Source organism: Pseudomonas ulcerans (assembly GCF_036324125.1).
GTDB lineage: Bacteria > Pseudomonadota > Gammaproteobacteria > Pseudomonadales > Pseudomonadaceae > Aquipseudomonas > Aquipseudomonas ulcerans.
This window is the reverse complement of sequence record NZ_JAZDQN010000007.1, coordinates 78,507-102,386: the sequence shown is the minus strand read 5'-3', so window position 1 is coordinate 102,386 and position 23,880 is coordinate 78,507. Positions and strand designations below refer to the sequence as shown.

The window sequence follows — 23,880 nt, the reverse complement described above, 5'->3', positions numbered from 1 at the left end:
ATCAACCAATATATTTCGTAGCTGTAACCAGATAACAGTACCTCCTCCCACCTCCGATGCATTATGTGCCAACCTTGAAATCTTTTAATGGACAAGAAATCATGCCCTGATCTTTGAGAACGTGGTATACCGAAGGCTGCGATTCACAAACTAATTGTTTTGCGTTACGTAAATCTCCTGGAACTTGGTTTTCCTCCTTCTGCACCTTTGATATACCCGAACCAAACTCGTCAACAACCATGTCAACCGGCATGATAGGCGTCGATGATTTTTCTAAATTTCTCAATATCCCCCTAGCTTCTTCTTCAGGTATCCCCATCCTCATCAATACTACAAGTTTATCGGTCTCTGGCGGAGGGGCATCCGCAGACTCGCTCGCTCTGGAGGTCATTTCAACCTGAGAGTATCGACCCGATATATGCTCCTCAAAATCAAAAAGATCATCATATTGAAAAATAGCCTTATGGTCATTGCGCCTAAGAGCATCAATCATAGGCTGTATCAACTTAAACTCGTCGGACGCGACGCGCCTGATTAGCTCAGGATTTATTTCTTCACCTTGTCCACGCGCCTCGTTAATGCTTATCACTTTAAGCTGACACAAAATCACAAGCTTAACCAATACATCCAAGATCCCCTGCGACTCGTCATACAGAACTCTTTCAATCTCGGGCGTTAGGGGTGAGTGGCTTGTAGTCCACTGATACTTCCACAGGCGTTGGACGATGTGCTTCCATTCGACGTCGTAGGCGTAACGATCCCATTGAGCAGAACCGAAGCCTGCACCGCGCCTAGCTTGACGAAAATCCTTTTGAAGTATCGATTTTGCACTGAGCGTGCCAATCAAAACCACCGGCACACCTATCGTATTCACAAGCGTAACGAGAAAGTTAAGTAGCTGGTCAGATCCAGAGAGATCAACAGACTTCTTTGATTTACGAAGGTGTTGAATTTCATCTATAACGAGCAGACCCAACGCGTGCAGATTTGCGACTTGGGCCATGTGAACCATCATCTCATCCAGACTAGACTTCGTTTTTCCATACAGCCTGTCATACTCAGTTCCAAGTATTTTATCAATAGAGACAAAGAAATTTTTACAGAGCTGTCTCGGCGATCCCTGATGGGGACAGTCTAACTTTAGCCACGGCACCTGGATGAGGCGAAATGGCTCCGAGTGGGTAATTGTTTGAGGATATTGATGTAGAATCTTTTCGATAGCTTTAGACTTACCGACGCCTGAACACCCGATAATTGAAAAACTTGTAGCAGTATTCTCAACCCGCAAAACATTTTCGGCGTAAACATTTTTCTGAATTGTTCGTTTAAAATCGTTCTGAAGGTGCCTAATATAATCATGAGTCAGCGGATTTCGGCCTACATAGCCTTGACGCAAAATGTAGTCCAGTCGCTCAGCCAACTCGACATGACGGCTTACAGGTTCGAAGAACCGCGTCAATCGTAAAACGAAATGTTTTCGATAGTGCGAAGGATAGCCGCACTCGCTTTCAGAGTACTCCGGCTTGAACTGCAGCGCCTTAAAGATCGCCTTTCTAGTTTTTAGCCGAGGCAAATTATCGATAAAGGGATTGCAATCATATTCCGGGATCGTATAAAAACCATCGTCATTCATCGCTGTCGTCCTCAAATCCCGAAATCAACTCAGAAATATTTGGGGATGAATAATCAGCCTTATTAGACTTAGGGAAATCCAAAACCTTTCCTGTATCTAATATATTCTTCTCACCCAACTTAAATGACTCTGACAGGCGATTATTACGCCTCTCCTCGGCGCGATTCTTCACGATGGATTTTAAAATTTTACCGTCACTTATATCTCCCGCAGAAGCGGCGGCAGCCTCTGTTTGATCCGTGGCCTTCTTAACAATATCCTGAATTCGCTTGCTTCGCGTAGACTTAGCATCTGCGCGCTTTACGCGATTATTTGCTGATGCTATTTTCAAATCTTCGAACGACTGTCCAGACTCCCAGAATGAGCCTGATTTGTAGGCACGACTGCGCTCGCTCAATGAGCAGACAACAAACCCACCTACTGCTTTTGGATAATGAAGGTAAATAGTATCCGCAGACCTAGGATCGTACGATATGGTTACTTTCCACTCACCACTTTGACGAGCGCGGTCTAGCCATTTATCTGCCAAAACTTCCCGCGAAACATAGTACAGGTCAAATATTTTGATACCATGTACCGTCACCGTTGCTTGAGCTGTGGGCATCAGGGCAAATTGAACAGCTTCCGCAGGATAGGATCTCATCACCCCACTTGCGTTTTGGCACCCCCACTCCCACATATCAATAGGGATGGCAAGAACCCCATCTCGGACCAACCCGGCAGATCGATCATATCCTTTGATCTCATGATTATTGTTATACGCCAGCACGGAAGTGATGACAATTTGTGTGAACTCATGCAGATTTAGCTTCGCATCTAAGCGATGATCCCTTTCGCCTCGTTGTCTAGGCTGTGGCTGCACGTAACCTGGTGCATAAGGCTTGAAACTTAATGGAATAGTATTAAATTGTCTTTCTACAATGCCTTTCCAATCAGCTCGATACGGAGCTGCGTTTTCGACAAAGACATTAAAACTCTTCTCAAGCGTCTCAATATTATGACTTGCAATCTCACCCCGATCTCCCAGTAAGACCGCAGGCAGAGCCTTACATGGCCAGTCAGCTTCTTCAATAGGGATATCATACTTCGCACAATACTCCACCTTATCCGTTGCTGCATTGGCTAAGGCCATCATCGCTGTGACCCATGACGGCCCCTCAATACCAACGTATAATCCCACCACCATACGGCTGAAAACATCAACTACGACGTATATCACAGGACGACCAACTACTTTCCTACGATCAAGCGCGGAAACTATGTAGACGTCCGCCAGTGTCGCATCGATTTGATACCGCGCGCCTGGCCCCCAAACCTCCGCAGCAGAAGTACCCGGCAACCCACGCATATCCTTGCTGTACGCTTTATCGCCAACCCGTTTTCGCCGAATATTTAAAACATCAACTTCTTGGGTCATCCAATAATAAAACTGGGTATAAGTGGGCGGACCACTCTCTTGGTACTGCCTTTGAAGCGATACAATTTCCTCATCGTTCTCATCTACGATGACATCAGAGAAAAACTCCTTGATCATATCGTCGTACGCTGCGGAGATACTAAATCTCCCGTTTATCCGCGCATATTTTCTCTGGACAGCTATCCTAAATATTTCCTTCAAGTTTTCGTCTATGTTCATGCCAGGAAGAGAACCAAACTTCACTGGACGTCCACGTTTCACTGATGAGGGACTCGCGAAGCGCTGCTTGCCTTTGCCACCCGAATGTCTATAGTCAGGTAACAACGCGTTTATGGTCTGCCCCCTCTGCCAATATCTTCTCATCAGCCGATAGAAACCGACATGTGACAACGAATTCTTCTCAGCAGCTTCGCTCACCAACTTATGACGTTTCGTTTTGACAAAAACTGCTGGTACATCGTTGACAACGTCTTTTATGAGCGACCAATTATGGTCTCGTTTGGACTTCGCCTTATCACTCGCACTGTTAGGACTAGCCGCGCTCAGGTACGGATCAGGAATAATTTTGAGCTTACCTTCGCCAACTTCTTCCAAGAGCACTTCCAACTTAACTAAAACAGGAAGTGCCTTGGGGTTACCAATTTCGAAAGTTACAGCATTATCGCCTTTGTTTGAAATCCAAAGTACTCGAATCTGATGCGCACCCGCACCTACGTACTCCAAGACATCATTGACCAATAACATTTGGTTTCACCTCAGCAGCATATTCATATTTTTCAATAACAAAATGCTCAACTGGCAGATGTACATGCCACTCTTTACTCAGATCAAACGAAATAATTTTTCTGGCAGCCAAATGACGAAAGACTGTTAATGCCTCTCCCACCTGAAACCCCTGCGAAATTTCGAGATGAGTAAAAAACTCTTTCAAAGTACAGCTAGCGACATTCCGGAATTGGTTTATAAATACCGACTGACGATCTGACCAATACTCTTCATAGGGCACAATCAGTCCATCCAGTGATCTCATCTCACTGAGAAATCTCAAATTTTTGACAAGTTCTTTTGGTATTTCGTTTTCAGTCACGATACCAAAATTCACGGACTGAGAACTCCAGTACCGTCGCTCGATTTCTTGTTTTTCAAGTACCCGTTTTTTTTCAAGCTCTCCGGCGGGCTTTACAGATCTCGCCACAACCCATGTTTCGGATCCTTCTCGCATCGTGATGAGGAAATCGGTGGTCATGACAATATCGTTGCCTGCTTTGGGCTCACGAGGATGCTTGATCCCCATGCTGGCAGCAATTTGTCGCGTCTCCTCACGGGGAAGGGGGAACTGTTCTCGTATGTCAACCACGAGCGACGAGCGATCCAGGATTAGGAAAAGCCCAGTTTCAAGGTCAGAAAGAAGGTGGTGAGTTCGACCAGTGGTGCCACCAAAGGCTCGTGTCGATCGGCCTGAGCTAGGAACGTCTTGGATAGTCAGCCATGGAAGATAATGAGCGCCCTCGCCTTGCCCTCTCCCTTCTTTGAGGAATTTTTGAGTTTTTGCTTCATCGATCTCGTACCTGCGACGCGCCATCACTCACCTCAATCCACAGCGTGGGCTGCTTACCGGGGAGTCCGAGCTGAGCCGCGCCTTTACGTACATACTTTATTATGAATGTACATACTTTATTATGAATGTTCAAACTTTATTAAAAAACCACATGGGCATGCGCTAGCAAGGCTCAAACACACAGCGGAGCCATCGAAAAAAAAGATATACACTCCCCAGCACCAACAAAACTCATAAAGCCCCTCCCCCATGATGACCCTCCGCCAGATCCGCCACTTCATCGCCGTCGCGGAAACCGGTTCCATCTCCGCCGCCGCCCAGGCCGTGTTCATTTCCCAATCCACCCTGACCCTGGCCATCCAGCAACTGGAGCAGGAAATCGGCGTGAGCCTGTTCAACCGCCACGCCAAGGGCATGACCCTGACCCACCAGGGCCACCAGTTCCTGCGCCAGGCGCACCTGATCCTCGCCACCGTGGACAACGCCAAGCGCAGCCTGCAGCAAAGCACCGACCAGGTGGCCGGCCAGCTCACCATCGGCGTGACCAGCCTGGTCGCCGGCTATTACCTGGCCGACCTGCTGACCCGCTTCCAGCGCGCCTACCCCAACGTGGAAATCCGCGTCACCGAGGACGAACGTCCCTATATCGAGCACCTGCTGGTGTCCGGCGAGATCGATGTCGGCGTGCTGATCCTGTCCAACCTGGAAGACCGCCTGGCCCTGCAGACCGAAGTCCTCACCCACTCGCCGCACCGCCTCTGGCTGCCCGCCCAGCATCCGTTGCTGGAACGGGACAGCATCAGCCTCGCCGATGTGGCCGACGAACCCTTGATCCAGCTGAACGTCGACGAGATGGAACAGAACGCCCGGCGCATGTGGGCCGGCGCCGGCCTGCAGGCGCAGATCAGCCTGCGCACGGCGTCCACCGAGGCGGTGCGCAGCCTGGTGGCAGCAGGCCTGGGGGTATCGATCCAGCCGGACATGACCTACCGCCCGTGGTCGCTGGAAGGCGACATCATCGAGGCCCGCCCCCTGGCCGACCTGAGCCAGACCCTCGATATCGGCCTGGCCTGGCGTCGCGGCACGGCGCGGCCGGCATTGGTCGATCCCTTCCTGACGGTGGCTCGCGAACCGGGCAGCGGGCGCAAGCTTTCGATTTAATCGAACGCACCCTTCAGTATTTAGAATTTGTCGACCTGCACGCTCCGCTCTAGGCTCTGTAAGAAATATCGCCCACTCCGGTAGGGCGATACATAACAACAGAACAAAGAGCATTCGAATGTCCAGCGCGCACCCGACCCTGTCCACCGCATTGCTGATCGACGGCGAACTGGTCGCCGGCGCGGGCGTCGCCGAACCGATTTTCAACCCGGCCACGGGCGAGGTGCTCACCCGCATCGCCGAGGCCAGCACCGAGCAGGTCGAGGCGGCCATCCAGGCCGCGCACCAGGCCTTCGCCAGCTGGTCGCGGACCACCCCGCAACAACGCTCGAACATCCTCCTCGCCATCGCCGACGCTATCCACAAACAGGCTGATCACCTCGCCCAGCTGGAAGCCCTGAACTGCGGCAAACCCCTGCACCTGGCGCGCCAGGACGACCTGGTGGCGGCCATCGACGTGTTCCGTTTCTTCGCCGGTGCGGTGCGCTGCCAGACCGGCCAGCTGGCCGGCGAGTACCTGCCCGGCTACACCAGCATGGTGCGCCGCGACCCGCTCGGCGTGGTCGCCTCCATCGCGCCGTGGAACTACCCGATCATGATGGCGGCGTGGAAAATCGCCCCGGCCCTGGCCGCCGGCAACACCCTGGTGTTCAAGCCGTCCGAGCACACGCCGCTGTCGATCCTGGCCCTGGCCCCGGCCCTCGCCGAGCTGCTGCCGGCAGGCGTGCTGAACATCGTCTGCGGCGGCGGCGAAGGGGTTGGCAGCCACCTGGTCAGCCATGCCCGGGTGCGCATGGTGTCGCTGACCGGCGATATCGTCACCGGCCAGAAGATCCTCCAGGCGGCCTCGAAAACCCTCAAGCGCACCCACCTGGAACTGGGCGGCAAGGCCCCGGTGATCGTGTGCAACGACGCCGACCTCGAAGCGGTGGTCCAGGGCGTGCGCACCTACGGCTACTACAACGCCGGGCAGGACTGCACCGCAGCCTGCCGCATCTACGCCCAGGCCGGCATCCACGACAAGCTGGTGGCCGAGCTCGGCTGGGCCGTGAGCAGCCTGCGCTTCGCCAGCAAGCGCGACGCCGACAACGAGATCGGCCCGCTGATCAGCACCCGCCAGCGCGACCGCGTGGCCAGCTTCGTCGAGCGCGCGCTGAGCCAGCCGCATATCGAGCGGGTCACCGGCGCCGCCGTGCATTCGGGGGCCGGCTACTATTACCAGCCAACCCTGTTGGCCGGCTGCCAACAGCGCGACGAGATCGTCCAGCGCGAGGTGTTCGGCCCGGTGGTCACCGTGACCCGCTTCGACGAACTGTCCCAGGCGGTGGAATGGGCCAACGACTCCGAGTACGGCCTGGCCTCCTCGGTGTGGACCCGCGACCTGGACAAGGCCATGCAGATCGCCGCGCGCCTGCAGTACGGCTGCACCTGGATCAACAGCCATTTCATGCTGGTCAGCGAGATGCCCCACGGCGGGCTCAAGCGCTCCGGCTACGGCAAGGACCTGTCCAGCGATTCGCTGCAGGACTACAGCGTGGTCCGCCACATCATGGCGCGCCATGGCGAAACCCTGGCCTGAACACGTTCGCACTACAACAAGCTGTACCGCTGCACCGTTTGCCAACCTGCCCCCGACAATGATTTGAACAAGAGGGAACACCATGTTCGTGCACAAGACCGCATTGCTCAGCGCCCTGAGCACCGCCCTGCTGGCCAGCGCCAGCCTGCAGGCCGCCGAACCACTGAAGGCCGTGGGTGCCGGCGAAGGCCAGCTGGATATCGTCGCCTGGCCGGGCTACATCGAACGCGGTGACAGCGACAAGGCCTACGACTGGGTCACCGGTTTCGAGAAGGAAACCGGCTGCAAGGTCAGCGTGAAGACCGCCGCCACCTCCGACGAGATGGTCAGCCTGATGGCCAAGGGCGGCTACGACCTGGTCACTGCGTCCGGCGACGCCTCGCTGCGCCTGATCGTCGGCAAGCGGGTACAGCCGATCAACACCGCGCTGATCCCCAACTGGAAGAACATCGACCCGCGCCTGCAGGACGGGCCATGGTACGTGGTCAACAAGCAGGTCTACGGCACCCCGTACCAGTGGGGTCCGAACGTGCTGATGTACAACACCAAGGTGTTCCCGCAGGCGCCGACCAGCTGGGGCGTGGTGTTCGAGCCGCAAAACTTCCCGGATGGCAAGCCGAACAAGGGCCGCGTGCAGGCCTACGACGGTCCGATCTACATCGCCGACGCGGCGCTGTACCTGAAGTCGGCCAAGCCGGAACTGGGCATCCAGAACCCCTACGAACTGAACGAGACCCAGTACAAGGCCGTGCTCGACCTGCTGCGCCAGCAACAGCCGCTGATCCACCGCTACTGGCATGACGCGACGGTGCAGATGAGCGACGTGAAGAACGAAGGCGTGGCCGCCTCCAGCTCCTGGGGCTACATGGTCAACGGGCTGAAGGCCGACAACCAGCCGGTGGCCTCGACCATTCCGAAGGAAGGCGCCACGGGCTGGGCCGACACCACCATGCTGCATGTCGAGGCCAAGCACCCGAACTGCGCCTACAAGTGGATGGACTGGTCGCTGCAACCGAAGGTCCAGGGTGATGTGGCGGCCTGGTTCGGTTCCTTGCCGGCGGTGCCGGCGGCGTGCACCGGCAGCGAGCTGCTCGGGGCCGAGGGCTGCAAGACCAACGGCTTCGACCAGTTCGACAAGATCGCCTTCTGGAAAACCCCGCAGGCCGAGGGCGGCAAGTTCGTGCCGTACAGCCGCTGGACCCAGGACTACATCGCGATCATGGGTGGGCGGTAAGCCTTAGCCCTTCGCCAGGGCACCGCTGAACCCTGTGGGAGCGGGTTTACCCGCGATTGCTGTAGTGGATTCACCATCGCAATCGCGGGTGAACCCGCTCCCACAGGGTCCGCGATCAGCCTGATGCCACCTGCAAACCCGCACCACCTTCGTCAGTCGTCCAGGCCTGGGCCGCTGCACATACCCACGCCTATCCGGAGCACCGCACCATGACCCTTGCAGTCCAGTTCACCCAGGTTTCCCGCTTGTTCGGCGAGGTCAAGGCCGTCGACCGGGTATCCATCGATATCCAGGACGGCGAGTTCTTTTCCATGCTCGGCCCTTCCGGCTCGGGCAAGACCACCTGCCTGCGCCTGATCGCCGGCTTCGAACAACCCAGCGACGGCTCGATCCGCATCCACGGCGCCGAAGCCGCCGGCCTGCCGCCCTACCAGCGCGACGTCAACACGGTGTTCCAGGACTACGCCCTGTTCCCGCACATGAGCGTGCTGGACAACGTCGCCTACGGCCTCAAGGTCAAGGGTGTCGGCAAGCAGGAGCGCCACGCACTTGCCGAAGAGGCACTGTCGATGGTCGCCCTCGGCGGCTACGGCAGCCGCAAGCCGGTGCAGCTGTCCGGCGGCCAGCGCCAGCGCGTGGCCCTGGCCCGCGCCCTGGTCAACCGCCCCCGCGTGCTGCTGCTCGACGAGCCCCTGGGCGCCCTCGACCTGAAGCTGCGCGAACAGATGCAGACCGAGCTGAAGAAGCTGCAGCGCCAGCTGGGCATCACCTTCATCTTCGTCACCCACGACCAGACCGAAGCCCTGTCCATGTCCGACCGCGTCGCCGTGTTCAACCGCGGCCGCATCGAACAGGTGGACACCCCGCGCAACCTCTACATGAAGCCGGCCACCACCTTCGTCGCCGAGTTCGTCGGCACCTCCAACGTGCTGCGTGGCGACCTCGCCAGCCAGCTCGCGGGCAATGCCCAGCCGTTCTCCATCCGCCCCGAGCACATCCGCCTGGGCGAATCCGCGGCCAGCGGCCAGGTGCAGGTCAGCGGCGTGCTCCACGACATCCAGTACCAGGGCAGCGCCACTCGCTACGAACTGAAACTGGACAACGGCCAGTTGCTCAACGTCAGCCAGGCCAACAACCAGTGGCAGGCCGACGCCGCCCAGTTGCAACCGGGCCAGCGCCTGGCCGCGCACTGGGCCCGCGAGGCGATGACGCCGCTGCAGGAAACCGTACTGGGCGAGGGCCGCTGAGATGAGCCTGGCCCTGGAAAAACCGGCCCTTGCGCCGAATGCGGGATCGCCGATGCGGCGCTTCTCCAACCTGCTGTACCGCAAGCCCAACCTGTACCTGGCGCTGCTGCTGATCCCGCCGCTGATCTGGTTCGGCGCGATCTACCTCGGCTCGTTGCTGGGCCTGCTGTGGCAGGGGTTCTACACCTTCGACGACTTCACCATGGCGGTGACGCCGGACCTGACCCTGGCCAACTTCGCCGCGCTGTTCAACCCGGCGAACTTCGACATCATCCTGCGCACCCTGGTCATGGCCATCGCCGTGTCCATCGCCAGCGCCGCCCTGGCCTTCCCCATCGCCTACTACATGGCGCGCTACACCACGGGCAAGACCAAGGCGTTCTTCTACATCGCGGTGATGATGCCGATGTGGGCCAGCTACATCGTCAAGGCCTACGCCTGGACCCTGCTGCTGGCCAAGGGCGGCGTGGCCCAGTGGTTCGTCTCGTTGCTGCACCTGGAGCCGGTCTTGCAGTTCATCCTGGGCATCCCCGGCGTGGGCGGCAGCACGCTGTCGACCTCGCACCTGGGGCGCTTCATGGTGTTCGTGTACATCTGGCTGCCGTTCATGATCCTGCCGATCCAGGCCTCGCTGGAGCGCCTGCCGCCATCGCTGCTGCACGCCTCCGCCGACCTCGGCGCGACGCCGCGGCAGACCTTCATGCAGGTGATCCTGCCGCTGTCGGTGCCCGGCATCGCCGCCGGCTCGATCTTCACCTTCTCCCTGACCCTGGGCGACTTCATCGTCCCGCAACTGGTGGGCCCGCCCGGCTACTTCATCGGCGGCATGGTCTACGCCCAGCAGGGCGCGATCGGCAACATGCCGATGGCCGCGGCCTTCACCCTGGTGCCGATCGTGCTGATCGCCATCTACCTGTCCATCGTCAAACGCCTGGGGGCCTTCGATGCACTCTGAAAAAGCTTCGCTGGGCCTGCGCATCGCGGCCTGGGGCGGGCTGGTGTTCCTGCACTTCCCGATCCTGATCATCTTCCTCTACGCCTTCAACACCGAGGACGCGGCCTTCAGCTTCCCGCCCCAGGGCTTCACCCTGAAGTGGTTCAGCGTGGCCTTCTCGCGGCCCGACGTGCTGGAGTCGATCAAGCTGTCGCTGCAAGTGGCCTGCCTGGCCACGCTGATCGCCCTGGTGCTCGGCACCCTGGCCTCGGCGGCGCTGTACCGCCGCAGCTTCTTCGGCAAGGAAGGCATCTCGCTGATGCTGATCCTGCCCATCGCCCTGCCCGGGATCATCACCGGTATCGCCCTGCTCTCGGCCTTCAAGAGCCTGGGCATCGAACCGGGGATCTTCACCATCGTGGTCGGCCACGCCACCTTCTGCGTGGTGATCGTCTACAACAACGTGATCGCCCGCCTGCGCCGTACCTCCCAGAGTCTGATCGAGGCGTCCATGGACCTCGGCGCCGACGGCTGGCAGACCTTCCGCTACATCATCCTGCCGAACCTCGGCTCGGCGCTGCTGGCCGGCGGCATGCTGGCCTTCGCCCTGTCGTTCGACGAGATCATCGTCACCACCTTCACCGCCGGACACGAACGCACCCTGCCGATCTGGCTGCTCAACCAGCTCAGCCGGCCGCGCGACGTACCGGTGACCAACGTGGTCGCCATGCTGGTGATGATGGTGACCATGCTGCCGATCCTTGGCGCCTACTACCTGACCCGCGGCGGCGAAAGCGTCGCTGGCAGCGGCAAATAACCTGACGAGGACTGAATCATGCAAACCAAGCTGCTGATCAACGGCCAACTGGTGGCCGGCGAAGGACCTGCCTACGACGTGCTCAACCCGTCCCTGGGCGCCACCCTGGTGAGCATCAACGAAGCCACCGCCGCCCAGGTCGATGCCGCCGTTCGCGCCGCCGACCATGCCTTCGACGCCTGGTCGCAGACCCCGCCGAAGGAGCGCGCCGGCCTGCTGCTGAAACTCGCCGATGCCATCGAGGCCCACGGCGAGGAACTGGCGAAACTGGAATCGTCGAACTGCGGCAAGCCCTACGCCGCCGCGCTGAACGACGAGATCCCGGCCATCGCCGACGTGTTCCGCTTCTTCGCCGGCGCCAGCCGCTGCCTGAATGGTTCGGCCGCCGGCGAGTACCTGCCGGGCCACACCTCGATGATCCGCCGCGACCCGGTGGGCGTGATCGCCTCCATCGCGCCGTGGAACTACCCGCTGATGATGGTGGCGTGGAAGATCGCCCCGGCCCTGGCCGCCGGCAACACCGTGGTGCTCAAGCCGTCCGAGCAGACCCCGCTGACCGCCCTGCGCCTGGCGCAGATTGCGGCGGAGATCTTCCCTGCCGGCGTCCTCAACATCGTCTTCGGCAAGGGCCCGAGCGTCGGTGCGCCGCTGGTGACCCATGCGAAGGTGCGCATGGTCTCGCTGACCGGTTCCATCGCCACCGGCTCGAACATCATCTCCAGCACCGCCGACAGCGTTAAGCGCATGCACATGGAACTGGGCGGCAAGGCCCCGGTGATCATCTTCGACGACGCCGATATCGACGCGGCGGTGGAAGGCATCCGCACCTTCGGCTTCTACAACGCCGGGCAGGACTGCACCGCAGCCTGCCGCATCTACGCGCAGAGCGGCATCTACGAACAGTTCGTGGAGAAGCTGGGCGCGGCGGTGTCGAGCATCAAGTACGGCCTGCAGGATGACCCGGAAACCGAGCTCGGCCCGCTGATCACCGCGCAGCACCGTGACCGTGTCGCCGGCTTCGTCGAGCGCGCCATCGCCCAGCCGCATATCCGCCTGGTCACCGGCGGCAAGGCGGTGCCGGGCGATGGCTTCTTCTTCGAGCCGACCGTGCTGGCCGATGCCCAGCAGGACGACGAGATCGTCCGCCGCGAAGTGTTCGGCCCGGTGGTCTCGGTGACCCGCTTCGACGATGAAGCGCAGGTGCTGGAGTGGGCCAACGACTCCGACTATGGCCTGGCCTCGTCGCTGTGGACCGCCGATGTCGGCCGCGCCCACCGCGTCTCGGCGCGCCTGCAATACGGTTGCACCTGGGTCAATACGCACTTCATGCTGGTCAGCGAAATGCCCCATGGCGGGCAGAAGCTGTCCGGCTATGGCAAGGACATGTCCATGTACGGCCTGGAAGACTACACCTGCATCCGCCATGTGATGTTCAAGCACTGATCGACAAGGACCTTTCATGCAGATCACACGACGCGATTTTCTCAACGGCGTCGCCATCGGTATCGCAGCGGGCATGACCCCGCTGCAGATCCTCCAGGCCGCACCGGACGGGCGTTACTACCCGCCGTCCCTGACCGGCCTGCGTGGCAGCCACCCCGGCGCCTTCGAAGTGGCGCACCAGATGGGCTGGGAGAAGAAGACCTTCGACACCGATGCCCTGCCGATCGCCGAGCAGTACGACCTGATCGTGGTCGGCGGCGGCATCAGCGGCCTGTCGGCGGCCTGGTTCTATCGCCAGCGCCATCCGCAGGCGCGGATCCTGGTGATCGAGAACCACGACGACTTCGGCGGCCATGCCAAGCGCAACGAGTTCAGCGCCGACGGGCGGACCATCATCGGCTACGGCGGCAGCGAGGCCTTCCAGTCGCCGAACCACCTGTACAGCAAGGAAGTGAACGGCCTGCTCAAGGCGCTGGGGGTCGAGATCAAGCGCTTTGAAAGCGCCTTCGACCGCAACTTCTACCCGGACCTGAAACTGTCCCGCGGGGTGTTCTTCGACAAGGAGACCTTCGGCGAAGACAAGCTGGTGACCGGCGACCCGACGCCGATGGTGGCCGATGACATCGCCCCGGAGCGCCTGAATGCCCGCTCGATCCGCGACTTCATCAACGACTTCCCTTTGTCGGAAGCCGACCGCAAGGCGCTGATCGCCCTGCACGAAACGCCGCGCGATTATCTCGCCGGCAAGAGTCTCAAGGACAAGACCGACTATCTGGAGCGCACCAGCTACCGCGATTTCCTGCTCAAGGACGTCGGCCTGTCGCCGACGGCGGTGGCGTATTTCCAGGGGCGCACCAACGACTTCATGGCCCTGAGCATCGACGCGGTGGCGGCGGCCGACGCCTACAACGTCGGCTTCCCCGGCTTCGCCGCGATGCAGCTGGAGCCGATCAGCGAGGAAGCCCGGGCGGAGATGGAAGAGCCGTACATCTACCACTTCCCCGACGGCAACGCCTCGCTGGCACGCCTGCTGGTACGCGACCTGATTCCCCAGGTGGCACCGGGCAAGGGCATGGAAGACATCATCCTCGCGCAGTTCGACTACAGCCAGCTGGACCAGGCCGCGCACCCGGTGCGCATCCGCCTGAACAGCACGGCGGTGAGCGTGCGCAACGTCGAGGGCGGGGTGAACGTCGGCTACAGCCGCGGCGGGCAACTGGCCCAGGTGCGTGGCAAGCACTGCGTGATGGCTTGCTACAACATGATGATCCCCTACCTGCTGCGCGACCTGCCGGCCGAGCAGGCCAATGCCCTGAGCCAGAACGTCAAGTTCCCGCTGGTGTACACCAAGGTGGTGGTGCGCAACTGGCAGGCGTTCCAGAAACTGGGTGTGCACGAGATCTATGCCGTGACCCAGCCGTACAGCCGGATCAAGCTGGATTATCCGGTGAGCATGGGCGGCTACGAGCATCCGCGGGATCCGTCCAGGGCCATCGGCCTGCACATGGTCTACGTGCCGACCACGCCGAATGCCGGGATGAATGCCCGCGACCAGGCGCGTACCGGGCGGGCCAAGCTGTATGGGCAAAGCTTCGATCAGTTGGAAGCGCAATTGCGCGATCAGTTGCAGCGGATGCTGGGGCCGGGTGGCTTCGATCACCAGAAGGACATTCTGGCGATCACGGTGAATCGCTGGTCACACGGGTATGCGTGCTTCACCAATACGCTGTTCGATGATCCCGAGCAGACGGAGAAATGGCAGGAAACCGCGCGCAAGCCGCTGGGCAACGTGACCATCGCCAACTCGGATGCGGCGTGGAGTGCGTATGCGCATGCGGCGATCGATGAGGCGTGGCGGGCGGTTAGCGAGCTGAAAAGCCCTCCAACCGCCTAGTCTTTAGACAAGCTTAAAGTCGTCGACATCATCTGCGTCTAATGGTGATAGTGCCGGGATATCTGATACTGGAGGGGTAACCCCGACCTTCGCCATGAAGTCTCGCTCGATAGACGATAGAAACTCCAATCTTTTCTGAAGGAATTCATCGTTTTTTCCGGAAGCTAACAAATATATGCTGTCAGGAGGAATTGCATGACTTAAAAGAACAGCATTTCTCACGTCTGAACCCAAGCTCAAGATCCAAGTTTTCGCTTGGCCGGAAGCATCAGAAGTCACGTCGATGATTCTGTTCGCAGGGCTCTTTCTGAGATCGGCGTCACGGACAGTAGCACAAAGGGTGCTCATGGACTGCGGGCCTCTTTCGAAGAGGAGTCTTGCTGCTTCCGCCACGCCTAGCTCCGAGCCATCTGGCCGCAAAGGACGCCTTGATAGACATACGCATAACATTGCTCTAACTCGAGCACTACGCAAATCAAATCTAAGGGGAGTAGACAAGGCAGGATGCTCAATATCCATATTATCCAAGCACGTAGGATTGGGGTTTTGAGAAACCTGATCTCGAAGCTCATCAACCAATCTTCTTACACGTGCAGGATTACCAAAACCAAACCAGCCGGTGAATGAGGACGACCAGAACCATCGAGTCAACAGCTGCTTTTGTGAAGCAGTCGGATTTTGGCACTTCCCATAAAACGCAGAAAGAGCAACCAACTGCATACTATAAGGAAGCATTCTTTCGTTAAGAACACCCAATTCAATTAGAAACCGCCGTGCATATTCGAGTCCGATTTCGGCCTCTTTTATCGCATGAGGCAAGTGCCCACGTAGATTTTGCTTGACCTGCTCACCTAGGCGAGTCCAGTCCGTACGGTACATATCGAGACCCGCAGCTGTCAGCACTGCGCGGAGCAAGATATTTCTATCAACCTCTCCAAAACCGGAGCGAACCATCCCCTCTTGAAGCTTGTCGATCTCAGCAGCCAAATGAAACGCGTTACTTTCACTTTCTCCATAGGTAAGAGCAGAAAACATTTCATCCTGCCCTATGCTTCTACCCTTCTTATTCAAGCGAGAAAAGCTTTCAACCGCGACACTAAGATCATTAGTTTTAATTTCGACCAAGGGAATACGATAGCTTTGAATGGCCCTCGCAACTTTCTGCGCCTGAGTAACCCACTGAAATATTCGATCACGAGACCCGCCACCAGCGCCATCTATCTCGACAGACTTCATCAACTTCTCAAGCTGAGAAAAAAGTTTGACTGTATCTAACAACGCTGGAACCGGGAAGCAATAGTCAGGCGCCGCTTCGCCTGGTGAAAGATGAACAAAACTGTTCGATTGCGCATCAAAAAAAAGTAGCCACCTAGCGGGATCCTCATCATCTACGTCAGTCCATTGCTCTTCTCCCAAAAGCAGAACCCCTACAAGAGTAGTCAGCCTTTGCTGCCCATCCAGAACCAACCAAGTTTCACCATTGTACTGAGGGAGGCTCAAGGGACCGATATTGGACCTACTATTGGGAACTGGTTGACCCCCCCAGAGAAAGAGTGTTCCAATTGGATACTGACTTGCAACAGAGTCAAACAAATCAATAATATCCTGTCGACGCCAGACATACTCTCGCTGAAATCTTGGAACCCTCAAACGACCTTCTTTTGCTCTCTTAAGCAAATCAATCAAGTGGACAACCTGTGGAGTTATCTCAAGCGAAGCGCCTTCAGTCTCGTACATTTTACAATTCACTCGCAATCTTGATTAACAAGAGCTCAAGCTCTCCCTGAGCATCCCTTTCTTTCAAAGCAGCAGCGGTTATGCAATCACGACGCTCATTTTTGACGGTGATCATCGGCCTCGGTCGCTTAGGCAACAACCGCTCCTCCAAGGCTTCCAACGTCTCAAGGTCAGCCTGCACGTACAGCCCCGCACGATGAGCCTCATCCCGTTCTCTTCTGGATAATCCATCTTTTATTGGGAAGTGATCTCTTTGCAATGGAGTCAACTTGAAAAATGCGTCGAAAACACGCTGCCTAGCATGATTATACGGTTCCGCCTGCAAGGCTTGAAAGACGGTATCGGGGATATAATTCTCTATATTCCTTTTTGATAGAACATGGAGAGCTATACCATGTTGCCTGCATTTTTCCTTCAGATCGCTTCTCGTCTTAGCGGTAAGTCCTTCGTCCCCCGGCCACCTGACATCAGAATCACAGTATACAAAGACCCGATGGGGTCGAGACTCTGCCTGGGCATCAACAACGAGTCTCTCAATGCGCAGCGGCATTGCATCTATTCCACCAGAAGTAACTATTTCATAGGCTCTCGGGGTACTTTCAGCTCCTCTCTTCCATATAGCTTTAAACTCATCAGAAGCCAACTCTTCAACAACCATATCGAGAAACACCCCATCGGCTTCTCGATCCTCGACCAAAATAGTCAATGGCGCATGAGCCAGGCGATCAGCCATTATGGCTGCATCAAGATCAGCAATATCAAATGTGCCAGAATGCATACTATCTGAAGACGGACTGGCTCTTGGTGGGACGGATATTGCAGATATCAAAATTTTCTTTCTCGTCTGCCTGGCACTAGCATACCAAGCAGATGATTTGACCATATCAGCATCCAAGACTTCAATCTTGTGGATTTCATCTGCGACCCGATCTATCAGACGATCTACGAGCGCTAGGACCTCATCACTTCCATTTAATGCTTCCTGATGAATTACGAATCGCACTATCACTCCTTGATTTTTCTTTCCCTTTGTGCACGACGAATAGCTGCCACCTCGCTGAAGTCCTCCTCAAAAACCCCAGCAGGCCACCATGCCACTTCACCATCAGCATGCAATTCTATGGGCAATAATTCGCTGCCATTTTCATTGGTTTGAATGTAATACATAGAAACTTTTTCTGGACTGATTAAACCTTCTGCAACTCTACGCTGAACACGCAAAAGCAGAGGCTCAGAATTAGTTTCAACGATAGTACAACCACTTCCTAAATTGGCAGTATTAATGAACAGATCAGCCAGCGGTGCTTGCGCCGCTGCATGCAAATGAAGCTCCGGTTGCTCTACCACATCCAAAAAATATTTAGAGCCACTAGCTTGGCGCCACAATTGGTGTGCAACAACAGGAAGAACCTGTTGTAGGCCTTCCCCACCATATGCCAAATTCGCGTTTATTCCTCCACGATTCAAACGAACGCTGAAGCTTTCAGAGTCACGCTGTAAAGAGAGACGCCACCCCTCCATATACTCCGCATACCATCGCCCAACAACATCTGCCAACCGATAGTCGACACGCAGTAATTGCGGAACGTTCGCCCCTTCGAAATCGATCCTCTCAAAAGACAAATTAGAATAACTTGGCTTTATCGAGCTTCGGATTGGTCCTATGTGGACCATCTCGTCTAGAACCACTCCTGCAGCTCGACGAAGATCGCTCCACTCGTTACCCGGGGGCAAAAGACCAGAAAATCTGACTTTATTCTCCGGCGAAGGCATATTGATCTGCTTGGGAGTGGTCATCATATAAGACCAAACCAGAGGTGCATCTTCAGCGGAGAAGACACCCTCGCTATACAACTTCACAGAAAAATCAAGAGGGCCACCTTCACATTCAGCTTGCACTCTGAAAAATGGCTTTTGATAAAATGCTCCTCCATGAACGACATCAAGGAATTTCGCCCCATACCGCAGTCCTCTTACATCAAGAGGCAAGACCTTGCCATCGGAACACTCTATCCCACCAAGCAGAAATCGAGGCAATCTAGCAGTAGAACTTTTACCACTGTTATTTTTTCCAAATATCAACACCAGCGGAGCAAGCTTCAACGTCTGGCTAGCACTACCCTCGCCATCTCCGGAAAATGACTTGTAGCCACTAAACTCAATACTTTTAATTCTCATACAAATCTCTCAAGAATAAACTCCTTTTCACTCCTGCTCCTTTCACTTCAAATCAGAGGAAACCAGCACCAAAGATCGGCAGGTTGCCTGTTCTCTCACCACAGCACTGACCTCATCGCGCCACGGAAAGGGCCTAAAATAGCGCGGACGCTATAGAAAGCCCAGAGCTAGAAATATTTAAAAAACGATGTTTTCCCTTATTCGACACTTCTCTTAGGGCTCCCGTAAATCCGACTCATGAATCGGCTGCTCCCGACTGGTAGCCCGCTGATACTGCGCCGGCCACGTCGCCTTGTTGCCACCGAGGTCATCATCGGCATGCAGCGGCCAGTACGGATCACGCAGCAGCTCCCGCGCGAGGAAGATCAGGTCGGCCTGCCCGGTACGCAGGATATGCTCGGCCTGCGCCGGTTCGGTGATCATGCCGACGGTGCCGGTGGCGATCCCCGACTCCTTGCGCACCCGCTCGGCAAAGCGCGTCTGGTAGCCGGGCCCGGTAGGAATCTCGGCATGCACTGAAGTCCCACCCGACGACACGTCGATCAGGTCCGCCCCCAGCGCCTTCAGGCGCCTGGCCAGTTCCACGGTCTCGTCCGGGTTCCAGCCGTCCTCCACCCAGTCCGTCGCAGACACCCGCACGAACAGCGGCAGCGATTCCGGCCACACCTCGCGTACCGCCTCGGTGACCTGCAAGGTCAGGCGAATGCGATTGTCGAAGCAACTGCCGTAGCTGTCCCGCCGCTGGTTACTCAACGGCGAGAGGAACTGGTGCAGCAGGTAACCATGGGCCGCATGGATTTCCACCACCTTGAACCCCGCCACCAGCGCCCGCTTGGCGGCGGCAACAAAGGCGTCGATAACGTCACGGATCTGTCCTTCGCTGAGTTCGCTGGGCGGCGTGTGCTCCGGATCGAAGGCGATCTTCGACGGGCCTACCGGGGTCCAGCCGCCGTCATCCGGCCTGATGCTGCCGTGCTTGCCCAGCCACGGCCGATGGGTGCTGGCCTTGCGCCCGGCATGGGCCAGCTGGATGCCCGGGACGGCGCCCTGGGCAGTGACGAAACGGGTGATGCGTTGCAGCGGCGGGATCTGCACGTCGTCCCACAGGCCCAGGTCCTGGGCGGTGATACGCCCTTCGGCGGTAACCGCCACGGCTTCGGTGAAGATCAGCCCGGCGCCGCCGACGGCACGACTGCCAAGGTGGACCAGGTGCCAGTCGTTGGCCAGGCCGTCGACGCTGGAATACTGGCACATGGGTGAAACGGCGATGCGGTTGGGCAGGGTCAGCTGACGCAGGGTGTAAGGCTCAAGCAGCAGGCTCATGAGGGCACCTCCCAGGACTCCGAATGGTAGGCCGAACCGAGCGCTCGTTCTTCCCTTTTGGCTCAGTGCCGGTCCTACACAGCCTAGACCACAATCCTACCCCCGATCAGCGCGGCTCCATATGCGCGATCATCAGTTGCACGCTTTCCTGGCCACGAAACTCGTTGACGTCGAGCTTGTACGCCAGTTCCACCCAGCGCACCGTGGGGTTCGGCCAGACCTCGCGGTCGACGCTGAAGGCAATACCGTCGAGCTTCACCGAACCGCATTCGCTCTTGAGCACCACCTTGAGGTGCCGCTCGCCGACCACGCGCTGTTCCACCAGTTGGAACACGCCGTGGAACAGCGGCTCGGGGAAGTGCTGGCCCCAAGGGCCGGCATGGCGCAGGGCACGGGCCAGTTCCAGGTGGAACTCCTCCACCGCCAGGGTGCCGTCGGAGAGCAGACGGCCGGTCAAGTCCTCTTCCCGCAGTTGCCTGCGCACTTCCTCGTCGAACGCCTCGGCAAAGGCGGGGAAATTGTCCGCCGGCAACGAAAGCCCGGCGGCCATGGCATGGCCGCCGAACTTGCTGATCAGTTGCGGATGGCGCGCCGCCACCGCATCCAGCGCATCACGAATATGGAAACCCGGCACCGAGCGCGCCGAGCCCTTGAGCATGCCCTCGCCGGCATCGGCGAAGGCGATGGTCGGCCGGTGGTAGCGCTCCTTCAGGCGCGAGGCGAGGATGCCGATCACGCCCTGGTGCCAATCCGCCTCGAACAGGCACAAGCCGTATGGCATCGACTCGACGGGCAAGTCCTTGAGCTGGGCCAGGGCCTCGCGCTGCATGCCCTGCTCGATGGACTTGCGGTCCTGGTTCAGCTCGTCCAGCTGTACCGCCATCTCCCGCGCCATCGTCTCGTCTTCGCTGAGCAGGCATTCGATGCCCAGGCTCATGTCGTCCAGGCGACCGGCGGCATTGAGCCGTGGACCGAGGATGAAACCGAGGTCGGTGGAGGTGATGCGGCGATGGTCGCGACGGGCCACTTCGAGGATCGCCTTGAGCCCGGCGCGGGCGCGGCCGGCGCGGATGCGCTCCAGGCCCTGGTGCACCAGGATGCGGTTGTTGGCGTCCAGCGGCACCACGTCGGCGACACTGCCCAGGGCCACCAGGTCGAGCAGTTCGCCGAGGTTCGGCTGCGGCTTGTTCTCGTAATGGCCGAGAGCACGCAGGCGCGCGCGCAAGGCCATCAGCACGTAGAAGATCACCCCGACCCCGGCCAGCGACTTGCTCGGGAACTCGCAACCCGGCTGGTTGGGGTTGACGATGGCATCGGCCAGGGGCAGTTCGTGGCCGGGCAAGTGGTGGTCGGTGACCAGCACCTTGAGCCCTGCCGCCTTGGCCGCCGCCACGCCGTCGACGCTGGAGATGCCGTTGTCCACGGTGATCAGCAGGTCTGGCGTGCGCTGCAAGGCCACCGCGACGATCTCCGGGGTCAGCCCATAGCCATATTCGAAGCGGTTGGGCACCAGGTATTCGACATGGGCCGCGCCCAGCAGGCGCAGGCCGAGCACGCCGACGCTGCTGGCGGTGGCGCCGTCGGCGTCGAAGTCACCGACGATCAGGATGCGCTGGCGCTGGGCCAGGGCCTCGACCAGCAGGTCCACCGCCCCGTCGATGCCCTTGAGCAGGGTGAACGGCAGCAACCGCGCCAGACTCTTGTCCAGCTCTTCGGCGCGTTGCACGCCACGGGCGGCGTACAGGCGGGTCAGCAGTGGCGGCAGGTCGCCGAGGAATGGCAGGGTCGGCGGCAGGGATCGCGGTTCGATGCGCATGGGACGGCTCAGCCACGCTCCCCGAGCAACCACTCCAGTTGCACTTCGTGCTGGCCGCGATCGTCGGTGACGAACACCGTGCCTTCGCTGATCATCACGTCCCACTTGATCGAACGCGGCATGTCGGTGGCCAGGGTCTCCAGGACGTCCTGGGGAACGGCGGCAATGTTCAGGTTCTTCAGGCCCTTCACCGCGTCCACCACCTTGTTCTGCCAGACCCGCAGGCTGCCGTAGGCCAGCAGGCTGGTGCGCTCGGTGCGACGGGAGCACCAGGTCAGGCGATCGGCGTCCGGCTGGCCGACTTCGATCCAGTGCAGGATGCGGTCATCCAGGCTCTTTTCCCACAATGCGGCTTCGTCGACGTCCGACAGACCACGGCCGAACGACAGGTTCTCGTTGTACCACAGGGCATAGGCCAGCAGACGCACGGCCATGCGCTCCTCGGTCTCCGACGGGTGCCGGGCGATGGTCTGCTTGACGCTTTCATAGACGCCACGGTCGAGGTCGGTGAGGTTCAGTTCGAATTTGTAGGTGGTGGACGGCTGGGCCATGGGGGCGGGCTTCTGGTATCGGAAAAGTCGGACAGTCTACCCGATGCGCCGACAATCGACGACGCGCTGCCACAATCCTGCGCTACAACAGTATCTGAGGCTGTCGCCCTGTGATAAAAACGAGCGCTCCACCCTTTGCCACGGATGCCCCGATGTCGCTGCCCAGCAAACCCCTCGCCGGTCTGAAAGTCGTCGAACTCGGAACCCTGATCGCCGGGCCGTTCGCCTCGCGCATCTGCGCCGAATTCGGCGCCCAGGTGGTCAAGGTCGAGTCGCCGGACGGCGGCGATCCGCTGCGCAAGTGGCGCAAGCTGTACGAGGGCACCTCGCTGTGGTGGTTCGTCCAGGCCCGCAACAAGCAGTCGCTGACCCTCAACCTCAAGCATCCCGAAGGCATGGCGATCCTCAAGCGCCTGCTGGCCGACGCCGACATCCTGATCGAGAATTTCCGCCCCGGCGTGCTGGAAAAGCTCGGCCTGGGCTGGGACGTGCTCAAGGCGCTGAACCCGAAGCTGGTGATGGTGCGCCTGTCCGGTTTCGGCCAGACCGGGCCGATGAAGGACCAGCCGGGCTTCGGCGCGGTGGGCGAATCCATGGGCGGGCTGCGCTATATCACCGGTTTCGAGGACCGTCCGCCGGTGCGCACCGGAATTTCCATCGGTGACTCCATCGCTGCCCTGTGGGGCGTGATCGGCGCGCTGATGGCCTTGCGTCATCGCGAGGTCAACGGCGGCGAAGGCCAGGTGGTGGACGTGGCGCTGTACGAGGCGATCTTCGCCATGATGGAAAGCATGGTCCCGGAATTCGATGTGTTCGGCTTCATCCGCGAGCGCACCGGCAACATCATGCCGGGCATCACGCCCTCCTCCATCCATACCAGCGCCGATGGCAAGCACGTGCAGATCGGTGCCAACGGCGATGCCATCTTCAAGCGCTTCATGCTCGCCATCGGCCGCACCGACCTGGCCGAGGATCCTGCACTGGCCAGCAACGACGGCCGCGACCTGCGCCGCGACGAGTTGTACGGCGTGATCGACCGCTGGGCCAACAGCGTGCCGCTGGACGCCCTGATGCAGACCCTGAACGACGCGCAGGTGCCGGCCAGCCGCATCTACTCCGCCGAAGACATGTTCAGCGACCCGCAATTCCTCGCCCGCGAAATGTTCCTCCAGGCGAAGCTGCCGGACGGCAAGTCGTTCAAGATGCCGGGCATCGTGCCCAAGCTGTCCGACACCCCGGGCTCCAGCGAGTGGGTCGGGCCGAAGCTCGGCGAGCACACCGACCAGTTGCTTGGCGAACTGGGCTACAGCCCGGCGACCATCAGCGACCTGCGCGAGCAGGGTGCCATCTGAAGCGGC

The 23,880-nt window shown here is 58.7% G+C and carries 18 protein-coding genes; 9 read left to right on the top strand and 9 right to left on the bottom strand.

Translation table 11 applies throughout. The annotated features are described in order from the left end of the window. Positions 1-61: 61 nt before the first annotated feature. From V0R59_RS08865 to V0R59_RS08855, 3 genes are read right to left on the bottom strand one after another with little or no spacing between them, the layout of a single operon-like run. Positions 62-1,633 (bottom strand): ATP-binding protein, encoded by a 1,572-nt coding sequence (locus V0R59_RS08865; protein ID WP_330075032.1) that lies wholly within the window; start codon positions 1,631-1,633, stop codon positions 62-64. Next, positions 1,626-3,794, bottom strand: coding sequence for a Mu transposase C-terminal domain-containing protein (locus V0R59_RS08860; RefSeq protein WP_330075033.1), 2,169 nt, complete (start codon positions 3,792-3,794; stop codon positions 1,626-1,628). The genes V0R59_RS08865 and V0R59_RS08860 overlap by 8 nt, the downstream gene beginning before the upstream one ends. After that, on the bottom strand, positions 3,778-4,632 hold the full coding sequence (locus V0R59_RS08855) for a TnsA endonuclease N-terminal domain-containing protein (RefSeq protein ID WP_330075113.1): 855 nt from the start codon (positions 4,630-4,632) through the stop codon (positions 3,778-3,780). Before V0R59_RS08855 ends, V0R59_RS08860 begins: the two co-directional genes overlap by 17 nt. 225 nt (positions 4,633-4,857) lie before the next feature. Here V0R59_RS08855 and V0R59_RS08850 point away from each other — a divergent pair, with 225 nt between their 5' ends. The 8 genes from V0R59_RS08850 (at position 4,858) to V0R59_RS08815 (ending at position 14,917) form a co-directional block, all read left to right on the top strand. Next, positions 4,858-5,769: a LysR family transcriptional regulator gene (locus V0R59_RS08850; protein WP_330075034.1), complete on the top strand. Its 912-nt coding sequence runs from the start codon at positions 4,858-4,860 to the stop codon at positions 5,767-5,769. A 118-nt stretch (positions 5,770-5,887) separates the two neighbouring features. Further along, on the top strand, positions 5,888-7,348 hold the full coding sequence (locus V0R59_RS08845) for a gamma-aminobutyraldehyde dehydrogenase (protein WP_330075035.1): 1,461 nt from the start codon (positions 5,888-5,890) through the stop codon (positions 7,346-7,348). A gap of 82 nt (positions 7,349-7,430) precedes the next feature. Continuing rightward, complete coding sequence (gene ydcS / locus V0R59_RS08840) at positions 7,431-8,582, top strand: putative ABC transporter substrate-binding protein YdcS (protein ID WP_330075036.1); 1,152 nt, start codon at positions 7,431-7,433, stop codon at positions 8,580-8,582. A gap of 209 nt (positions 8,583-8,791) precedes the next feature. Next, complete coding sequence (locus V0R59_RS08835) at positions 8,792-9,829, top strand: ABC transporter ATP-binding protein (protein WP_330075037.1); 1,038 nt, start codon at positions 8,792-8,794, stop codon at positions 9,827-9,829. A 1-nt stretch (position 9,830) separates the two neighbouring features. Then, positions 9,831-10,784 (top strand): ABC transporter permease, encoded by a 954-nt coding sequence (locus tag V0R59_RS08830; RefSeq protein ID WP_330075038.1) that lies wholly within the window; start codon positions 9,831-9,833, stop codon positions 10,782-10,784. Then, a complete protein-coding gene (locus tag V0R59_RS08825) occupies positions 10,774-11,580 on the top strand; it encodes an ABC transporter permease (protein ID WP_009403624.1) in 807 nt (268 codons plus the stop codon). The genes V0R59_RS08830 and V0R59_RS08825 overlap by 11 nt, the downstream gene beginning before the upstream one ends. Positions 11,581-11,598: 18 nt before the next feature. Continuing rightward, complete coding sequence (locus V0R59_RS08820; RefSeq protein ID WP_330075039.1) at positions 11,599-13,023, top strand: gamma-aminobutyraldehyde dehydrogenase; 1,425 nt, start codon at positions 11,599-11,601, stop codon at positions 13,021-13,023. A gap of 16 nt (positions 13,024-13,039) precedes the next feature. Continuing rightward, a complete protein-coding gene (locus V0R59_RS08815; RefSeq protein WP_330075040.1) occupies positions 13,040-14,917 on the top strand; it encodes an FAD-dependent oxidoreductase in 1,878 nt (625 codons plus the stop codon). Positions 14,918-14,920: 3 nt separating this feature from the next. On the opposite strand, the gene V0R59_RS08810 is transcribed toward V0R59_RS08815, so the two are convergent. The 6 genes from V0R59_RS08810 to V0R59_RS08785 all read right to left on the bottom strand — a co-directional run bounded on the left by V0R59_RS08810 (position 14,921) and on the right by V0R59_RS08785 (position 22,522). After that, entirely contained in the window at positions 14,921-16,654 is a 1,734-nt protein-coding gene (locus tag V0R59_RS08810; RefSeq protein WP_330075041.1) for a GmrSD restriction endonuclease domain-containing protein, read from the bottom strand. Position 16,655: 1 nt separating this feature from the next. Next, complete coding sequence (locus tag V0R59_RS08805) at positions 16,656-17,657, bottom strand: hypothetical protein (protein ID WP_330075042.1); 1,002 nt, start codon at positions 17,655-17,657, stop codon at positions 16,656-16,658. Between the two features lie 2 nt (positions 17,658-17,659). After that, positions 17,660-18,832 carry an AAA family ATPase gene (locus V0R59_RS08800; RefSeq protein ID WP_330075043.1) on the bottom strand — a complete coding sequence of 391 codons (1,173 nt, stop codon included), beginning with the start codon at positions 18,830-18,832 and terminating at the stop codon, positions 17,660-17,662. Positions 18,833-19,045: 213 nt separating this feature from the next. After that, positions 19,046-20,155, bottom strand: coding sequence for an NADH:flavin oxidoreductase/NADH oxidase (locus V0R59_RS08795; RefSeq protein ID WP_330075044.1), 1,110 nt, complete (start codon positions 20,153-20,155; stop codon positions 19,046-19,048). 106 nt (positions 20,156-20,261) lie between these two features. Continuing rightward, complete coding sequence (gene recJ, locus V0R59_RS08790; protein ID WP_330075045.1) at positions 20,262-21,971, bottom strand: single-stranded-DNA-specific exonuclease RecJ; 1,710 nt, start codon at positions 21,969-21,971, stop codon at positions 20,262-20,264. Positions 21,972-21,979: 8 nt separating this feature from the next. Next, positions 21,980-22,522 (bottom strand): YaeQ family protein, encoded by a 543-nt coding sequence (locus V0R59_RS08785; RefSeq protein ID WP_330075046.1) that lies wholly within the window; start codon positions 22,520-22,522, stop codon positions 21,980-21,982. Between the two features lie 152 nt (positions 22,523-22,674). On the opposite strand from V0R59_RS08785, the gene V0R59_RS08780 reads away from it, so the two are divergent. Further along, positions 22,675-23,874, top strand: a complete 1,200-nt coding sequence (locus V0R59_RS08780) for a CaiB/BaiF CoA transferase family protein (protein ID WP_330075047.1) — start codon at positions 22,675-22,677, stop codon at positions 23,872-23,874. Positions 23,875-23,880: the final 6 nt, after the last annotated feature.